The organism is Mycobacterium sp., from assembly GCF_035603715.1.
Lineage (GTDB): Bacteria > Actinomycetota > Actinomycetes > Mycobacteriales > Mycobacteriaceae > Mycobacterium.
In genome coordinates this window covers 1-16726 of sequence record NZ_DATNJW010000220.1, presented here as the reverse complement: position 1 = coordinate 16726, position 16726 = coordinate 1, and the positions used below count along the sequence as shown (strand labels likewise).

The following is a 16726-nucleotide window of genomic DNA, read 5'->3' as shown; positions in this document are numbered from 1 at the left end:
CGCCGAGTGCTTCGGGCAGCGTTCGGACAGCAGCGACGGGTACGCCCAACGGACGCAGGCGCGACTCCCAATGCGCGGCGGTATCGGTGGCCAGAGCGCTGGCGACCACGGCGAGCACCTCATCGCGCCGTTCGGCCCGCTCTCTCATTGTCGCCGGCCCCACGATGTTGGCCTCCGCGGCGAATAGCCGCCAGAATTTGTCGTGGGTGATGAACAGTGCCAGGAATCCGTCCGCAGTCGGAAAGAGCTGTGCCGGAACATAATACGAGTGGGCACCCATCGGCAACCGTGCTGGCTCGATGCCGTCGTTGAGGTAGGCCGACGCGCGATAGTTCAGCTGGGAAAGCATTACATCACGCAGCGATACCTCGACCTGCCCGCCGCGGCCAGAGACGATTTGCGCCAGCAATCCAAGGGCAGCAGTAAGTCCGGCGGAATTGTCAGCCGCGGAGTATCCCGGCAAGGTCGGTGGTCCAAGCGGATCGCCGGTCAGCGCGGCGACGCCGGTGGTCGCCTGGATGACGTAGTCAAATGCCGGATCATCACCCGCTTCCAGACCAAAACCGGTGAGCGCCACGCAGACAATCCGGTCGTTCCACCGACGCAGCGCGTCGTAGGTGAGGCCATATCGGCGGATGGCGGATGGTTTCAAATTCGCCAGCAGCGCATGTGATCCCGAAATGAGTTCACCGAGCTCGCGCTGGCCCGCCTCAGATGTCAGGTCGACGCACATACTGCGCTTGCCGCGGTTGAGGCTGGCGAAATATGAATCCCCGACCTGCCGCGAGATGTCGCCGTCCGGCGGTTCGATCTTGATGACCTCGGCACCGAGATCGGCCAGCATCATCGTGGCGTATGGCCCGGCCAACATGTGACCGATCTCGAGGATCCGGATGCCGGCGAGAGGACCCGTGGACCGAGTTGCCGGTCCGGTCACCGAACGACCTCGGGTTCTAATGTGCGCGTACAGCCGTGCCGCATCAGTCTTCTCCCCCGGCGTCCGTCAAAGCGTGTACGTCGCGGACGAGGGTATCCAGTGGCGTGCCGGTCGGAAACACCGCTGCCGCACCGGCATCCAACAACTTCTGCACGTCGGCCTGCGGGATGGTGCCGCCGACGACCACCGCGATGTCGCCGGCGTCCGCGGCCCGCAGCGCGTCGACGGTGCGCGCGGTCAGGGCCACATGGGCGCCGGACAGGATCGAAAGCCCGACAAGCTTGACGTCCTCTTGCAGCGCGATCGAAACGATGTCCTCGATACGCTGGCGGATTCCGGTGTAGATCACCTCGAATCCGGCGTCGCGCAGCGTGCGCGCGACGATCTTCGCGCCGCGGTCGTGTCCGTCCAACCCGGGTTTCGCGACCAGGACGCGAGCCCCCATCAGAACACCACCGGCTGCTGGAATTCGCCCCACACCGCTTTGAGCGTCGTCACCAACTCTCCGACGGAGCAGTACGCATTGGCACAGTCGATGAGTCGTGGCATCAGATTGTCGGTGCCCTCGGCCGACCGCGAGAGTGCGGCAAGCGTTTCCTTGACGGCGATCGGGTCACGCTCGGCTTTGATCTTCGCCAGCCGCTTCAGTTGCAGATCGCGACCTTCGGCGTTCAGTTCGTAGGTGTCAATGTCAGGCGCCGGCTCGTCGGTGACGAACTTGTTGACGCCGACCACGGGGCGTTCACCCGACTCGACCTCTTGGTGAATCTTGAAGGCTTCGTCGGCGATCAACCCCTGCAGGTAGCCGTCCTCGATGGAACGCACCATGCCGCCGTGCTTTTCGAGGTCGTCCATGATTTCGATGATCTTGGCCTCGGTGGCATCGGTCAGTGCTTCGACGAAGTAGGAGCCGCCGAGCGGATCGGCAACCTTGGCCACTCCGGTCTCGTAGGCGAGGATCTGCTGAGTGCGCAGCGCCAGCGTCGCGGATTCCTCGCTGGGCAGGGCAAACGGCTCGTCCCACGCCGCGGTGAACATCGACTGGACGCCGCCGAGCACCGCGGCCAGCGACTCGTAGGCGACGCGCACCAAGTTGTTCTGCGCCTGGGGTGCATACAGTGACGCGCCGCCCGCGACGCAGCCGAAGCGGAACATCGACGCCTTATCGGTGGTGGCGCCGTAGCGCTCGCGCACAATGGTCGCCCAGCGGCGGCGCCCCGCCCGATACTTCGCGATCTCCTCGAAGAAGTCGCCGTGGGTATAGAAGAAAAACGAGATCTGCGGCGCGAACTTGTCGATGGTCATCCGACCGCGTTCGACGACCGTGTCGCAGTAGGTGACGCCGTCGGCCAGCGTGAAGGCCATCTCCTGGATGGCGTTGGCGCCGGCGTCGCGAAAGTGCGCGCCCGCCACGGAGATTGCGTTGAACCTCGGCACGTCGGCTGCGCAGAACTCGATGGTATCCGCGATCAGCCGCAGTGACGGTTCCGGCGGCCAGATCCAAGTACCGCGCGACGCGTATTCCTTGAGAATATCGTTTTGGATTGTGCCGGTGAGCTTCTCGCGGGGCACGCCCTTCTTCTCCGCGGCGGCGACGTAGAACGCCAGCAGGATGGCTGCGGTGCCGTTGATGGTGAAGCTGGTGCTGATCTTGTCCAGCGGGATGCCGTCGAAGAGCAACTCGACATCGGCGAGCGTGTCGACAGCGACACCGACGCGGCCGACCTCCTCGCCGTACTCCGCGTCATCGGAGTCGTAGCCACACTGGGTCGGCAGGTCCAGCGCGACTGAGAGCCCGGTGCCGCCCTGGCCTAATAGGTACCGGTACCGCTTGTTCGACTCCTCGGCGGTGCCGAATCCGGAATATTGGCGAAAGGTCCACGTCTTGCCCCGGTAGCCGGACGCGAAGTTGCCGCGGGTGAACGGGTACTCCCCGGGCGGCGGCGGGTCCGGCGCCCGGTCACCCGGTCCGTACACGGGCTCCAACGGGATACCCGAAGGGGTCTGCACGACGTCACTCATCGGGGCCGGCCGCGCTGGTCGCCGAGTGGTTCTGGATTGTCGACTTCAGGACGTCGTCGCGGCCCAAATCAAGCGTCATAGTGCTCGATCAACTTCGTCAAACGCATTCCAAGACCATCTCGATAGGTGGGCAATGCCGATACATTTTCTGGCTAATTTGTAATTGTAAGTTACCGCGATGGTCAACAGGTGCGGCAGCGCACGTCGCAGCTCGGCGACGCATACTGTCGAGGCACGCAAGTTCGCCCTGGATGCGGACGTTAGGTATTGAAAAGCCCCAGCTCGAGAGTGTGCGCGATCTGGGTGATCGCGGCCTGAGCGCGCACGCTGTTGCCGGCCTGGTCTAGCCGTGGCGAGTAGGCGGCGATCGCCAATTTGCCGGGCGCCACCGCGACCAGCCCACCTCCGACGCCGCTCTTGGCGGGCAATCCCACCGTGTAAGCCCAGTCGCCGGAGGCGGTGTAGAGACCCTCCATCGTCATCAAAGCCAACACGGGCGGCACGTTGGCTTTCGCGATGACGCGTTTAGTGGTGACCGGGTTGACGCCTCCGTTGGCCAGGGTCGCACCCATGACGGCCAAGTCGACGGTAGTGACCATCGTCGAGCACTGGAGCGTGTAGACGTCGCAGGCCTCCATCGGGTCGCAGTACATGTAGCCGCCGCACAGCAGCAACCACGCGATCGCGCGATTGTGAAAGTTGGTGGCCCGCTCGGAGGCGGCGATTTCCTCGCTGATCGAAATCGACCGACCGGCGAAATCGCTTTGGATTTGCAGGATCTGACGCCACCGATCCTCGGCGTCGGTGGCCGAGACCAGACTGGTCGTCGTCATCGCCCCCGCGTTGACCATCGGCGAGTTCGGCTTGTCGTTGTGCAATTCAAGCGCGAGCACCGAATTGAACGCCTCGCCAGTCGGATCGGCGCCCACCTTGCGGTGGAACGCCCGCGCGCCGACTTGTTCCATCGCAAGCGCGGCCGTGAAAACCTTCGAGATCGACTCCAGAGCGAACTCACTGTCGGCGTCGCCGGCCGAAAACGTCTGACCGTCAACGGTCGCCACGCAGATCCCGAACAGCTGCGAGTCAACCTTCGCCAGGGCCGGTATGTAGGCGGCGTTCTTGCCGCCGCGAATCTTCTGGTGCTTGGCGTGCGCCGCGACGACCGAATCGTCGATCCGTTCGGCTGGGATGGCAGTCAATTCTGTTTCACCGCAGCGTGTTCTGTTGCAGCGGTGGTCACGACCCGGTGGATGAAGCCGAGCTTCGTCACCACGTGCGGGTGGATGGTGAACGGGTACAGGTCGTCGCGGCCCATCGAGTTGTTGACCCGATTGAGCACCCCCGACAGCACGCACCAGTCAGCCATGATGTCCTCGATGGTGGCGTCGGCGTAAGACTCCCGAGCGTCGATATTCGCGGGCAGGTCCCACTTCACCCGATCAGCTTCTACGACCAGGCCCGAATCCGCAATCGTGGCAAGGGTTCCGGTGATGTGCAGGTAGTGCGCCCAGGTTTCGGCGAAGTCTTCCCACGGGTGAGCGGTGGCATACTGCGAGATGTAGTCGTCGTGCCAGTCCGCCGGTGCCTGACCCCGGTAGTGGCGCTGCAGAGCGGCCTGGTAATCCTCCCGATCGTCGCCGAACATCGCGCGGGCGTCGTCTATGAGCGGGGTGTCCTGCACCAGTAGCATCTCGTAGTAGTGGCCGACCTCGTGGCGGAAGTGGCCCAGCATCGTGCGATAGGGCTCACCCAGCTGGATGCGCAGACGCTCGCGGTATAGCTCCAGCGACTCGGCCAGGTCGATGGTGATCACTCCGCTGGCGTGCCCGATCGTCACCGGTCGGCCCAGTGTCTTGCTCGATAGCAGATCGAACGCCAGCCCGTGCGGGTCCGCGTAGTACGGCTGAATCGGCAGGCCCAGGTCCATCAGCTCGAAGATCAACCGCCGCAGGGCCTTTAGGGTCGAATCGAGTTCGGACATCGCCTCGCTGTCATCCGGCGCGGGTCCTTCGCGCACGAAGCTGTCGGCATAGCAGCGGCCGGATTCTGAGTCGTCGGCGGTCAGCCAGTTGCAGCCGCGCTCCCAGTGCGCGCATCGAAACCAGCCACTGCCGTTCACCGTGACGGTCTGCGACGGTGCGCACACCATCTGCCACGACGGATAGTGGAAACCCACCGTCGAGGCGCACGTCGAGCACTGCTGCTCCTCGAACGCGACCGCCTGTCCGCAGTTGGGGCATCTGAAGGCGCGCACGATCAAGGTCCGGTTGTGCTGGCCGGCCCAAACGGAGATTGCACGTTGTGACCGGTGGATGGTGAAGCGATCGCCGTCACAAGCCCTCCTCGGTCACAAACTCGGCGCCGACGAGCCTAATGGTGCCTGGTTAATGGCCGATTGACGATCGGGTGGCCATCTCATTCGAGAATTGACCGCGGAATTCCAACCATGTGGTCGGTGTTGCTGCCTCTGAAATGAGATCTCTGCCGGCAGTAGGATGACATTGCGCAGCGTCGAGGCCAGGATGCTCGACACCGCTTGGGTAGGGTCCGCTAGGCCGTTATCTCGAGTTGGAGGTGAAGATGACTGCCGGCGCCAGTCACGACCCGAGCCCGCAGCATTCTCCGCGCACCATCGACACGTTGCCGCGGGTCGGAGTGCGCGGCCTGGCGCGTGATCGAGGGCGCTTCTTCAGGCCGCTCGGACAGAGTTCACCGCTCCGCGGCCTCGGCGAGCGGTTCTTGATCGACATTCCGTTGGGTCCCAAGATGGTCGTCACCTCATCTCCCGATGACGCCAAGGCCGTGTTCGCCGACCGGGAGGGCGCGTTGTCGTTCGGGGAGTTGATGCGCCGATTCTCTCCCCACGAAAAGCTGTTCGGCAGCGACGCGTTCATATTCCTCGAGGGCGAAGCCCACATGGAAGAGAAACGTAAGGTGGCCCCGCCGTTGCACGGCAAGGCACTCAAATCCTACGAACGGGCGATGACCGATATTGTGCTGCGCAGGCTGCCGGAGTGGCCACTCGGCGAGCGGGTCGAGTTCTGCGACATCGGCGGCCAGCTGTCACTGGACGTGATGATGACGGTGATCTTCGGCGTCTCCAAGCCCGAACGGATGCAACGACTGGAGCGGGCAATGCTCGCGCACTGCGCGGCTACCGAGAGCCCGGCTTTCCTCGGGGTCGGCATGCTGACGATGGCGCTGCGCGGGAGTTGGGTGGCGATCCCGCAGATCGCACGTACCGCCGCTGCCGTAGACGCCATCGTCCTCGAAGAGATTGCCGAGCGGCGGCGCACAGGGTCTCGCCCCGACGATTGCCTGACTTTGTTCCTGGAGATCAACCAACAGGACGAGCGTCCGCGCGACGACGCATTTCTGGCGCGCTCGATGCGCGGGCTGATGCTGGCCGGCTACGCCGCCACCGCCGTCACCTTGGGCTGGGTGGCTGAACTGCTGGTCCACCAACCCGAAACCCTCGCCGCGCTCGAGGAGAGTATCGACGGCGGCGAGGACGCGTACCTCGACGCCGTGATCGCCGAGTCGATGCGCCTGCGGCCGGCGTTGCCCCTCACGGGGCGCCGGGCGTTGCGCGACTTCGACCTCAACGGGCTGCATATCCCGCGCGGCGCGTACATCATCATCGCGATCATGGCGATGCACGAACGCGACGACTTACATCCTGATCCCACCGCTTTTCGGCCCGAACGCTTTCTGGACACGCGGCCGGGCACCAATACGTGGCTGCCGTTCGGCGGCGGCGTCTACCGCTGTGTCGGCGCCGAGTTCGTGCTGTTCGAGGCGCGCGTGCTGCTACGGACCCTGCTGCAGCACCGCCGGCTCGCCGCAATCGACAGCCGACCCGGCGGTCGACCGAGCCGCAAACACCCCTTGCCAGTGCCGACTGACGGCGCTCCGGTCCTGCTGTCCACCCACCATCGAGCTGGTAAATCGGCGCGGGAGAACATTCCAACAATTTCCTGACCGGGCATCCTCACCAGCAAATAAGCTTTACGTAAAAGACTGGAGAACAAATGCGAGGCGAATTGCGACGTAGTTGCCGCGACGAAAAGCGTCGTCGAACGCTCCGTTGCAGATGCTCGTACGGCGATATCGCCGTTACCTCGTGGTCGAGATCCCGGCTCGGCGTCCAGAATGAACGCCGGAAGGAATGCTATTGACGGACCAGACTTTCCTGGATCTTGTACGGCAAAGAGCCGAAACCTACCGCGATAAAGCCGCTTTCGACTACTGCCGCTATTCACCCGCAGGCGAAGAACACAGCCAGCTGACTTTCGGCGAACTCGATAACAGGGCGCGCGCAATCGCCGCCGTTTTGCAGCAAATGGGCGCCACGGGCGAACGTGCACTCGTGCTGTGCCCATCGGGGCTGGACTTCATCGTCGCGTTCTTCGGGTGCATCTACGCCGGAGTGGTGCCGGTGCCGGTGCACCCGCCCGCCCGCGCCCGGGTGATTGGCCGCGTCGCGTCGATCGTGCACGATACTGAGGCGCGCTTCACCGTGACCACGGCCGAGACCCAGGCGAAGTTCCAGAGCGCGATCGACGAGATGGCCGACGGCCCGGCCATGCAGTGGTGTGCCGTCGACGACATCGCCGCTTCGCCCGATGAGTGGGTCGCGCCGGCCATCGACCCCGACTCAACCGCGATGCTGCAGTACACCTCGGGTTCGACGGGTTCGCCGAAAGGCGTTGTAGTGACCCACCGCAACCTGTTGAGCAACGTGGAGGCCATTCGTACCGCGTGGGGCTACGGAGACGACCGGGCCAAGGGCGTGTTCTGGCTGCCGCTGCACCACGACATGGGGCTGATCGGCGGAATTCTCGCCTCGATCTACGTCGGAGCCACGTCGTACTTCATGCCGCCCGAGTCGTTCATCGAGCGCCCGATGCGTTGGCTGGAAGCGATATCCAAGCACGGCGGCACCATCACCGCCGCGCCGAACTTCGCCTACCAACTGTGTGTCGACCTCAGCAGCCCCGAAGAGCGCGCGGCGCTGGATCTGTCGACGATGTTGACCGCCATGTGTGGCGCGGAGCCGATTCGCGCCGCCACCCTGCAGCGGTTCATCGACGCCTTCGCCCCCGCCGGTTTCCAGCCGAGGGGGTTCGCTCCGGTCTACGGCATGGCCGAATCCACCCTGCTGGTTTCCGGAAAGGCGGACCGAGCCGCGCCGGTGGTGCGCCACTTGGACAGCGACGCGCTGCGCGATCACCGTATCGTCCCCGTAGCACCGGAACACCCGGACGCGGCGTCCTTCGTGGGTTGCGGTCAGGCACAGCGGAATCACCACACCGTCATCGTGGATCCGGCGACCGGCCGACCGTGCGCGGGCAACGAGGTCGGGGAGATCTGGCTCGCCGGCGGCAGCGTCGCGAAGGGCTATTGGGGCAAGCCGGCGGAAACTGCGCAGACCTTCAACGTATTTCTCGCCGACGGGCGCGGGCCGTTCCTGCGCACCGGCGACCTCGGCTTCCATGTGGACGGCGAGCTGTTCGTCTCGGGCCGACTGAAGGACCTCATCGTCATCCGCGGCCGTAACCACTACCCCGAAGACATCGAAGCCACGGTGCAGGACAGCCACGACGCATTGCTGCGCGGCCGCGGTGCTGCTTTTTCGATCACGCTCGATTCGGATTCCACCGAGCAACTCGTCGTCGTACAGGAAGTCGACCGCTACCGGGCCGGTGACATCGACACCGACGAGGTGCTCGCCGAGATCCGCACCGCAGTTGCCGAACACCACGAAATCCAGCCTCGCACAATAGTTCTCACCGAGCCGTCGACGATTCCCACCACGTCGAGTGGGAAGATCCGGCGCAGCAGATGCCGGCAGCGCTTCCTCGACGGTGACCTGCCGTCGATTGCGCAGTGGCAGGCAACGTCGTCGGGCGCTCCCCGCCAAGGCTCCAGTGCCAGCGACTCGGGACCGCTGGGCAGCACATCCAGCGCCCGGGAGTTGGCGGCCTGGTTGGCCTCGCAGCTTTCCGAACTGCTGGGCCTTTCCCAGACTGAAATCGACACATCTCTCCCGTTCGCGCACTACGGCCTCGACTCGGTGCGCGCGGTCCGGCTCACGGCGACGCTCGCAGAGCGAGTGGGACAAGAGCTTTCGCCCACGCTGCCCTACGAGTACCCGACGATCGATGCGCTGTGCACTTACCTGACCGAAGGCATTACCGAGGAACGGCAGGTCGACGACGCCGACGCACGGGCGGTGAGCGTCGACGAGCCGATCGCCATCATCGGCATCGGCTGCCGTTTCCCCGGAGCGGGCGATCCGGCGGCATTTTGGCGACTGCTCACCGAGGGCCGCGATGCCGTCGGCGACATTCCGCCGGAGCGCTGGACCCCGGGCCCCGACAGCGTCAGGAGGGGTGGCTTCCTCGAGCACGTCGACCAGTTCGATGCCAAGTTCTTCAACATCTCGCCCCGGGAGGCCGCGCGCATCGACCCCCAGCAGCGTCTGCTGCTGGAGGTGGCCTGGGAGGCGCTGGAAGACGCCGGCCAGCCAACCGAGCGGCTGGCAGACAGTCCGACGGGCGTGTTCGTGGGCGTCTCCACCTACGACTACGGAAGCCTCCAATTCGGCCGTCCCGATCTGATCGACGCCTACAGCGGCACCGGCGGCGCACTGAGCATCGCCGCCAACCGGCTCTCCTATGCGCTGGACCTACGCGGGCCGAGCATGGCGATCGACACCGCGTGCTCGTCGTCGCTCGTCGCCGTCCACTTGGCCTGCCGCAGCCTTCGCGACGGCGAATCGACGCTGGCCATCGCCGGCGGCGTGAATGTCATCCTCTCCCCCGCATTGGGCCTCAACTTCAGCAAGGCCACACTGATGGCGGCAGACGGACGCTGCAAGACGTTCGACGCCGCCGCCGATGGATACGTACGGGGCGAAGGCGCCGGCGTCGTCATCTTGAAGCCGTTGAGTCAAGCGTTGACCGACGGCGACCAGATCTATGCGGTGCTGCGTGGCAGCGCCACCAATCACGACGGCCGGACGAACGGTTTGACGGCACCCAGCCGGCATGCTCAGGAAGCCGTGCTGGCCGAGGCCTACCGTCACGCTGGCCTCTCCCCTAGCAGCGTTCAATACGTCGAGGCACACGGCACGGGCACGGCCTTGGGCGACACGATCGAGGCCAACGCCCTTGGCGCGATCCTGGCCGAAGGTCGCACGCCCGACAGCCGCTGCCTGATCGGATCGGTGAAGACCAACATCGGTCACTTGGAGGCCGCGGCCGGGATGGCCGGCCTGATCAAGACGGCGTTGGCGTTACATCATCGCGAGATCCCGGCGAGTCTGCACTTCGAGCAACCCAATCCGCATATCCCGTTCGAACGGCTTGGGCTGAAGGTGGCCGATACTCGCACGCCGTGGCCGCTGAGCAATCGTCGGGCGGTCGCCGGCGTCAGCTCGTTCGGCTTCGGCGGCACGAACGCGCACGTCGTCATGACGGAGGCTCCTGAAGTCCGCGCGACGCGATCGCACGACACGGATGATCGCGTCGAGTTGCTACCGCTATCGGCCCGGTCACCCGAGGCGTTGTCCGCCTTGGCGGGCCGCTACGAGCGGGCGCTGCAGGCCGGAATGTCGTTGGCGGACCTCAGCTACACCGCGGCCGTGCATCGTGACCACCACGACTATCGGCTGGCCGCAGTCGGTCGCGACGCCGCCGAGATGTCCGAATCGCTCGCCGACTTCCGGCAGGGCGGGAGCCGGCCCGGGTTGACGGCCGGCCGTCGCCGTCCCGGACCGGGTGTCGTATTCGTCTTCTCCGGGCAGGGATCCCAGTGGCGCCGGATGGGACAGCAACTGCACGCCGAGGAAGCGGTCTTCCGGGACGCGCTGGCCGAATGCGACCGCGCGATGCGCCCTCACCTGGACTCCTCGGTGATCGACGCACTGCTGGCCGGCGACAGCCTCGACGACATCGGCGTGATCCAGCCGGCGATCTTCGCCGTGCAGGTCGCGCTGGCAGCGCTGTGGCGGTCATGGGGCGTGGAACCCGCCGCCTTGATCGGGCACAGCATGGGTGAGGTAGCCGCCGCGCACGTCGCGGGCGCCCTCAACCTCGATGACGCGGCACGGGTGATCTGTGCGCGAGCCCGTCTGCTCCGCGGTGCGGCGCACGGCGGGGCGATGATCTCTGCGGAGCTGTCTCGCGCCGAGGCAGACGAGTTCATCGCCGGACGTGAGGGTGATATCGCGGTCGCGGCGTGTAACTCGGTGCGGTCGACGGTGCTCTCGGGTGATTCGAATGTGTTGTCCGAGTTGATGTCCGAGATTCGGCGGCGCGACAGATTCTGCCGTTGGGTCGATGTCGACGTGGCCTCGCACAGCCCGCGCATGAATGCATTGCGCGCCGACCTCGCCGCGGCGCTGACCGGCCTTCGACCATCGGCACCCACGACGCCCATGTACTCCACGGTGACCGGCGAGCCGATCGACGGCGCCACGTTGGACGGCGCCTATTGGGTGGAAAACCTCTGCTCGCAGGTGCGCTTCTCGCCGGCCGCGCGGCAATTATTCGAGCAGGGTTACGGGGTCTTCCTCGAGGTCAGCCCGCACCCGGTCCTGTTGAGCGCGCTGAGCGAGGATGCCGACGACCTCGGTCGCGCCCGCACGCTGGTGCCCTCGATGCGTCGCGATCAGGGTGGCCGCGACACCGTGCTGGCCTCACTCGGCGTCCTCTACGCCGGTGGGCAGTCGGTGGCCTGGGGCCGATTGCATTCCCGCGGCGGACGCGTCGTCTCCGCGCCCACGTACCCGTGGCAGCGCGAACGGTTCTGGCTGGACACCGCGGCTCCCGACACCTCGGCCCAATCCGTTGCCGGCGAGTCACCGTGGCGCGGGCCGATCCGCTCGTCGGCACAGCCGAACACCGTGCTCTGCGAAATCGACGTCGGCACCGATCTTTTGCCGATCTTGAACGACCACCGGGTGCACGGCTCCGTCGTCGTCCCAGGAGCCACCCTGCTCGATCTCGTTGTCGCCGGTACCGAGCGGGCCCTCGGCACACCCCGCCGGATGCCACGCGACGTCTCCTTCCACCGGTCGCTGGTCCTCGACGGCGCGCAGCCGCGCACCGTGCAGTTGGTTCTCCGGGAGGAGCCGTCGGGCCGCGCCTCCTTCGATTTGCAGGGCATGGACTCCGCTGCCACGGGGACCCAGACGTGGTCGCTGCTGGCGAACGGCATGATGGTCGCCGGCGAACCGGACGTCGACACCGCACCGCATCCCCCCGAAGACATCCAAAAGCGTTGTGCCGAAAAGATTTCCGCGACGGCGTTCTACAGCCGGCTCGCGCAACACGGTCTGGAGTACGGGCCGGCGTTCCAGAAGGTGACAGATGTCTGGCGGCGCGACGGTGAAGCGATCGCTCGATTGGCGCCGGGGGATGCCGGCGGCATCGATGCGGCGTTGCTGGACGGCTGCTTTCAGGTGCTCGCCGCCACCCTTCCCGCCGGAAACGGACACTCCCACGACACGTACCTGCCGGTCGGCGTCGCCGATCTGCGGGTCCATCACATGTCTCCCGACGGCATCTGGTGCCACGCACGGCTGCGCGACGGGTCGGGTTCCGAGCCACACACCATCGATGGCGACGTGTTCCTGCTCGACCGGTCCGGGAAGGTCCTCACGGCGGTGCGCGGTCTGCGCCTCAAGCGCATCTCCGACGCAGCGCCGAGTACCACCCGAGCCGACGCTCGTGACGACCTCTTCGTGCCGCGCTGGGAAGCCGCGACATTCCCTGCATCTGAACAGGATTCGGATGAGGCAGGAAACTGGCTGATCTTCGGTGACGGCGGCACCACGACGGGCACCACGGCGAAGCTGCTCGAACAGCGCTCCCAGACCTGCGTCGTCGTCGAGCCGGGAGTCGACTTCGCACGAATGGGACCGGACCACTATCGCTTGGATCCGGCGCAGCCGCAACACTTTCGGCGCCTGCTGGATGATCTGGTTGCGCCGTTGCGGGGGGTGGTGCACCTATGGAGTCTGATGGATTCGCTGGAGTCGACGCGGGTCATCGGCCCGACCAGCGCGCTGCACCTGGTGCAGGCGGTGACGGCGGCACAGCAGTCGGAGTCGCCGCGTCTATGGCTGGTGACGCGAGGCGCCCAGCCGGTCGAGGCGGATGCGGACGTCGTGTCGATCGCCCAGGCGCCCTTGTGGGGCATGGGCCGCAGCATCGACCATGAGCATCCAGAGCTGCGCTGCTCGCGGGTCGACCTGCCGCTCCAAGAGCAACCCGAAGACCTGCAGCCTCTCGTCGACGAGTTGCTCGCCAACGCGTCCGACACCGACGTGGCATTTCGGGGCAGACGACGCTACGTCGCCAGATTGGCCCCGTTCGTCGCGGAATCTCAAACCGCTCAGCCCGAACCGGGCTCCGTCTTCCGGATGGAATATTCGCGACCCGGCGTGCTCGACGACATCGACACCCGAGTGGTCGCGCGTCGCTCGCCGGCCTCCGGAGACGTCGAAATTCAGGTCCACGCAACCGGATTGAACTTCATCGATGTGATGCGCGCCCTCGGCGTATACCCCGGTCAGGATGACGGGCCGACGCAGATCGGCGTCGAATGCTCAGGCGTCGTGACCGCCGTGGGCGCCGACGTCCACGACGTCCGGATCGGCGACGCCGTCATCGCCCTGGCGGCAGAGGGCATCGGCTCTTACGTCACCACCCCGGCCAGCCTGGTCACGCCCAAGCCCGTTCAGCTCAGCTTCGAAGAAGCCGCGACTGTCCCCATCGCGTACCTGACGGCCTACTACGCGCTGCATGAACAGGCCCGGCTGCGTCGCGGCGAGCGCGTGCTCATCCACTCAGCGGCCGGCGGTGTCGGTCTGGCCGCCGTCGAGGTCGCGCGCTGGCTGAATGCGACGGTGCTCGCCACCGCCGGCACTCCCGAGAAACGCGATCACCTGCACGGACTAGGCGTCGAGCACGTATTCGACTCGCGCTCATTAGGTTTCGCCAATGAGGTGCTGGCCGCCACCGGCGGCGACGGCGTGGACGTGGTGCTCAATTCGCTGTCCGGCGAGGCGATATCGCACAGTCTCGAGGCGCTGAGCCCCTACGGTCGCTTCCTGGAGATCGGGAAGACCGATATCTACGGGGAAGGCCGACTTCGGCTGTGGCAGTTGCGGAACAACGCGGCCTACCTGGTCATCGACCTCGCGCAACTGATCACCGATCGGCCAGCGTACGTGGGTGCCCTGCTGCGCGACATCGTCGCCCACATCGAACAGGGGGCTTTCCGCCCACTGCCGGTGCGCGCCTTCCCGGTCGCGAAGACCGCCACCGCGCTGCGAACACTCGCGCAGGGCAGGCAGATCGGCAAGGTCGTCGTCGCAGTGCACGAGCAGCAGCAACCGGCCGTGCACCGGGAAGGGGTCGCCGCACAGTTCGAACCCGACGCCACCTATCTGATCACCGGCGGCCTCGGCGGCATCGGTCTCGCCACTGCGTCCTGGATGGTCGAGCGCGGCGTCAAACATCTGGTGTTGCTTGGACGTAGTCCGGCATCGGAGGACGGCCAGCGGGCCATCGATGGGTTGCGCAGCAACGGCAGCGATGTGGTCTACGCTCGCGGCGACGTCACACACGCCGATCAATTGGCGTCGGTACTCGATTCGATCCGCGCGACCATGCCTCCGCTGCGCGGCGTGGTTCACGCGGCCGGGATCCTCGACGACGGCATCCTGGCCCGCCTCGATGACACGCGGCTGCGCGAGGTCATGGCACCCAAAGTCGACGGCGCCTGGAACCTGCACCGGCTCACCTCAGCTGCGGCGCTGGACTTCTTCGTGCTGTTCTCCTCTGCCGCAGCGCTTTTGGGCTCACCCGGGCAGGCGCACTACGCCGCAGGAAACGCCTTCCTGGACGCACTCGCCTGGTATCGACGGGCGGAAGGCAAGCCCGCGCTCAGCATCAACTGGGGCCCATGGGCCGAGGTCGGTCTGGTCAACAGGCCGGAACAGCAACGAAACCTCAACCGGCACGGAATGATCCCCATTCCGGTGGCCGACGGCCTGCAGACCCTGTCGAAGCTGTTCTGGTCGTCGGCCACCCAGGTCGCAGTCCTGCGGATGGAGCCGTCGTTGATTGCGGACCTGCTCGGCGCACCGGCGGCCGGCGACGCCCCCGAACGCCGCGACAACCTGCTCGACGCGCTCATGAACGCCGACGACGGCGAGCGCCGACGGCAACTCGAGTCCTACCTGCGCGAACAGGCTGCCGGCAAACTCGGGCTGGCGCCCTCGAAACTGGACGTCGAATCGCCGCTGGCTCGGCTCGGGGTCGACTCGCTCGTCGCGGTCGAGTTGCGCGCTCAGATCGAACGTGACTTGGGCATCGTCGTGCCGGTCGTGCGCCTTTTGGACGGTCCGAGCGTCACGGGGCTGGCCGCGTGGCTTGTCGAGCAGTTATCCGGTACCGACGCGAACGCCCGGCCCTTCGAGACGAACGGCGCACCCACCGTCAACGGGACCGACGGTGCTGACGGCCAGTGGATGGACGTCCTGGGCCGGCTCCCCGACATCTCGGACGACGACGTCGACGCGCTGCTTCGCGACGTCCTCGCGGCCAGGGAGGGCCACGATGACGGATAAGCTCGCGGGCCTTTCCGCCGAAGAGAAACGTGTACTGCTGGCACGCTTGCTGATGGAAAAGGCGGAAGCCTCCGCGTCGGCGCATCCACTGTCGTATGGCCAGCGGTCGCTGTGGTTCCTCTACCAGCTCGCCCCGGGCAGCCCCGCTTACACCATCACCTACGCCGGGCAGATCCGCGGCGAACTGAACGCGACCGCGCTGGAGGCCGCGGCCCAGGCGCTCGTCGACCGCCACGACATCTTGCGGACCACCTACACCACACGTGATGGCCAACCGGTTCAGCTGGTCCACCCCCGTCTGCCGGTGCGCGTCAACCGCCTCGAATTGGATCCCGAAGAAACGCAGCGCTGGCTGCGGCGCGAATCCGATCGCGCCTTCGACCTGCGCACCGGGCCAATGGTGCGGTTCAACCTGATCACTCAGGGCCCCGACGAGCACCTGCTCGTGTTGACGCTGCATCACATCGCCGTGGATATGTGGTCGATCGACTTGATCCTCGACGAGCTCCGGCTGCTGTACGCCGCTGAGCACGGCTCGCCACCACCGCCGCCCGCACCGATGCGCTACGTCGATTACGCGCTCGAGCAGACCCGCGCCATCGAGGGAGCCGAGGGCGACCGACTCTGGCGGTATTGGAGCCAGCAGCTGGCCGGGGAAATGCCGATGCTCCGGTTGCCCATCGACCGGCCGCGGGGTGCGGTTCAGACGTACCGCGGCGCCGTGCACCGCTTCACCGTCGATCGTGCGCTGACCACGCAGCTCAAGGACGTCGGCCGCAGCGCGGGCGCGACCCCGTACATGACCCTGTTCGCGGCGTACGCCACGCTGCTGCATCGCTACAGCGGGCAGGACGATCTGCTGATCGGCTCGCCGTTCGGGTGCCGCGACCACGCGGGCCTTGCCAGTCTGGTCGGCTACATCGCCAACCCCGTGGTGCTGCGGACTGATCTCAGCGGTGATCCGACCTTCAGGTCGTTGCTGGGCCGCGTCAAAACGACCGTTCTGGAAGCGCTTGAGCACCAAGACTTTCCGTTCGCGCTGCTCGTCGAAAAGCTGGATCCCGCCCGCGATCTGAGCCACACGCCGCTGTTCCAGGTCTCGTTTGCGTGGGAACAGACCC

At 66.1% G+C, this 16726-nt stretch carries 8 protein-coding genes; 3 read left to right on the top strand and 5 right to left on the bottom strand.

What is annotated here, in order from left to right:
- The 5 genes from VN856_RS09235 to VN856_RS09215 all read right to left on the bottom strand — a co-directional run.
- Positions 1 to 871 (bottom strand): CoA transferase (locus tag VN856_RS09235; RefSeq protein ID WP_325688223.1); only part of this gene is annotated, 871 nt, incomplete at its 3' end.
- A gap of 109 nt (positions 872 to 980) precedes the next feature.
- On the bottom strand, positions 981 to 1382 hold the full coding sequence (locus tag VN856_RS09230) for a cobalamin B12-binding domain-containing protein (RefSeq protein WP_325688221.1): 402 nt from the start codon (positions 1380 to 1382) through the stop codon (positions 981 to 983).
- Entirely contained in the window at positions 1382 to 2959 is a 1578-nt protein-coding gene (locus VN856_RS09225) for a methylmalonyl-CoA mutase family protein (protein ID WP_325688219.1), read from the bottom strand. Before VN856_RS09225 ends, VN856_RS09230 begins: the two co-directional genes overlap by 1 nt.
- A 260-nt stretch (positions 2960 to 3219) precedes the next feature.
- Complete coding sequence (gene glsA, locus VN856_RS09220) at positions 3220 to 4158, bottom strand: glutaminase A (RefSeq protein WP_325688217.1); 939 nt, start codon at positions 4156 to 4158, stop codon at positions 3220 to 3222.
- Entirely contained in the window at positions 4155 to 5213 is a 1059-nt protein-coding gene (locus VN856_RS09215; protein ID WP_325688215.1) for a zinc-binding metallopeptidase family protein, read from the bottom strand. Before VN856_RS09215 ends, glsA begins: the two co-directional genes overlap by 4 nt.
- A gap of 326 nt (positions 5214 to 5539) precedes the next feature.
- On the opposite strand from VN856_RS09215, the gene VN856_RS09210 reads away from it, so the two are divergent.
- The 3 genes from VN856_RS09210 to VN856_RS09200 form a co-directional block, all read left to right on the top strand.
- Positions 5540 to 6940 (top strand): cytochrome P450, encoded by a 1401-nt coding sequence (locus VN856_RS09210; RefSeq protein ID WP_325688213.1) that lies wholly within the window; start codon positions 5540 to 5542, stop codon positions 6938 to 6940.
- A 193-nt stretch (positions 6941 to 7133) separates the two neighbouring features.
- Positions 7134 to 15605: an SDR family NAD(P)-dependent oxidoreductase gene (locus VN856_RS09205; protein ID WP_414686910.1), complete on the top strand. Its 8472-nt coding sequence runs from the start codon at positions 7134 to 7136 to the stop codon at positions 15603 to 15605.
- The coding region (locus tag VN856_RS09200) for a condensation domain-containing protein (RefSeq protein ID WP_325688209.1) at positions 15595 to 16726 on the top strand (1132 nt) is incomplete at its 3' end. The genes VN856_RS09205 and VN856_RS09200, both read left to right, overlap by 11 nt.

Excerpts from the sequence above, each read along its gene's own strand:
- VN856_RS09230 (WP_325688221.1), bottom strand. The coding sequence starts at position 1,382 with ATGGGGGCTCGCGTCCTGGTCGCGAAACCCGGGTTGGACGGACACGAC.
- VN856_RS09225 (WP_325688219.1), bottom strand. The coding sequence starts at position 2,959 with ATGAGTGACGTCGTGCAGACCCCTTCGGGTATCCCGTTGGAGCCCGTG.
- VN856_RS09210 (WP_325688213.1), top strand. The coding sequence starts at position 5,540 with ATGACTGCCGGCGCCAGTCACGACCCGAGCCCGCAGCATTCTCCGCGC.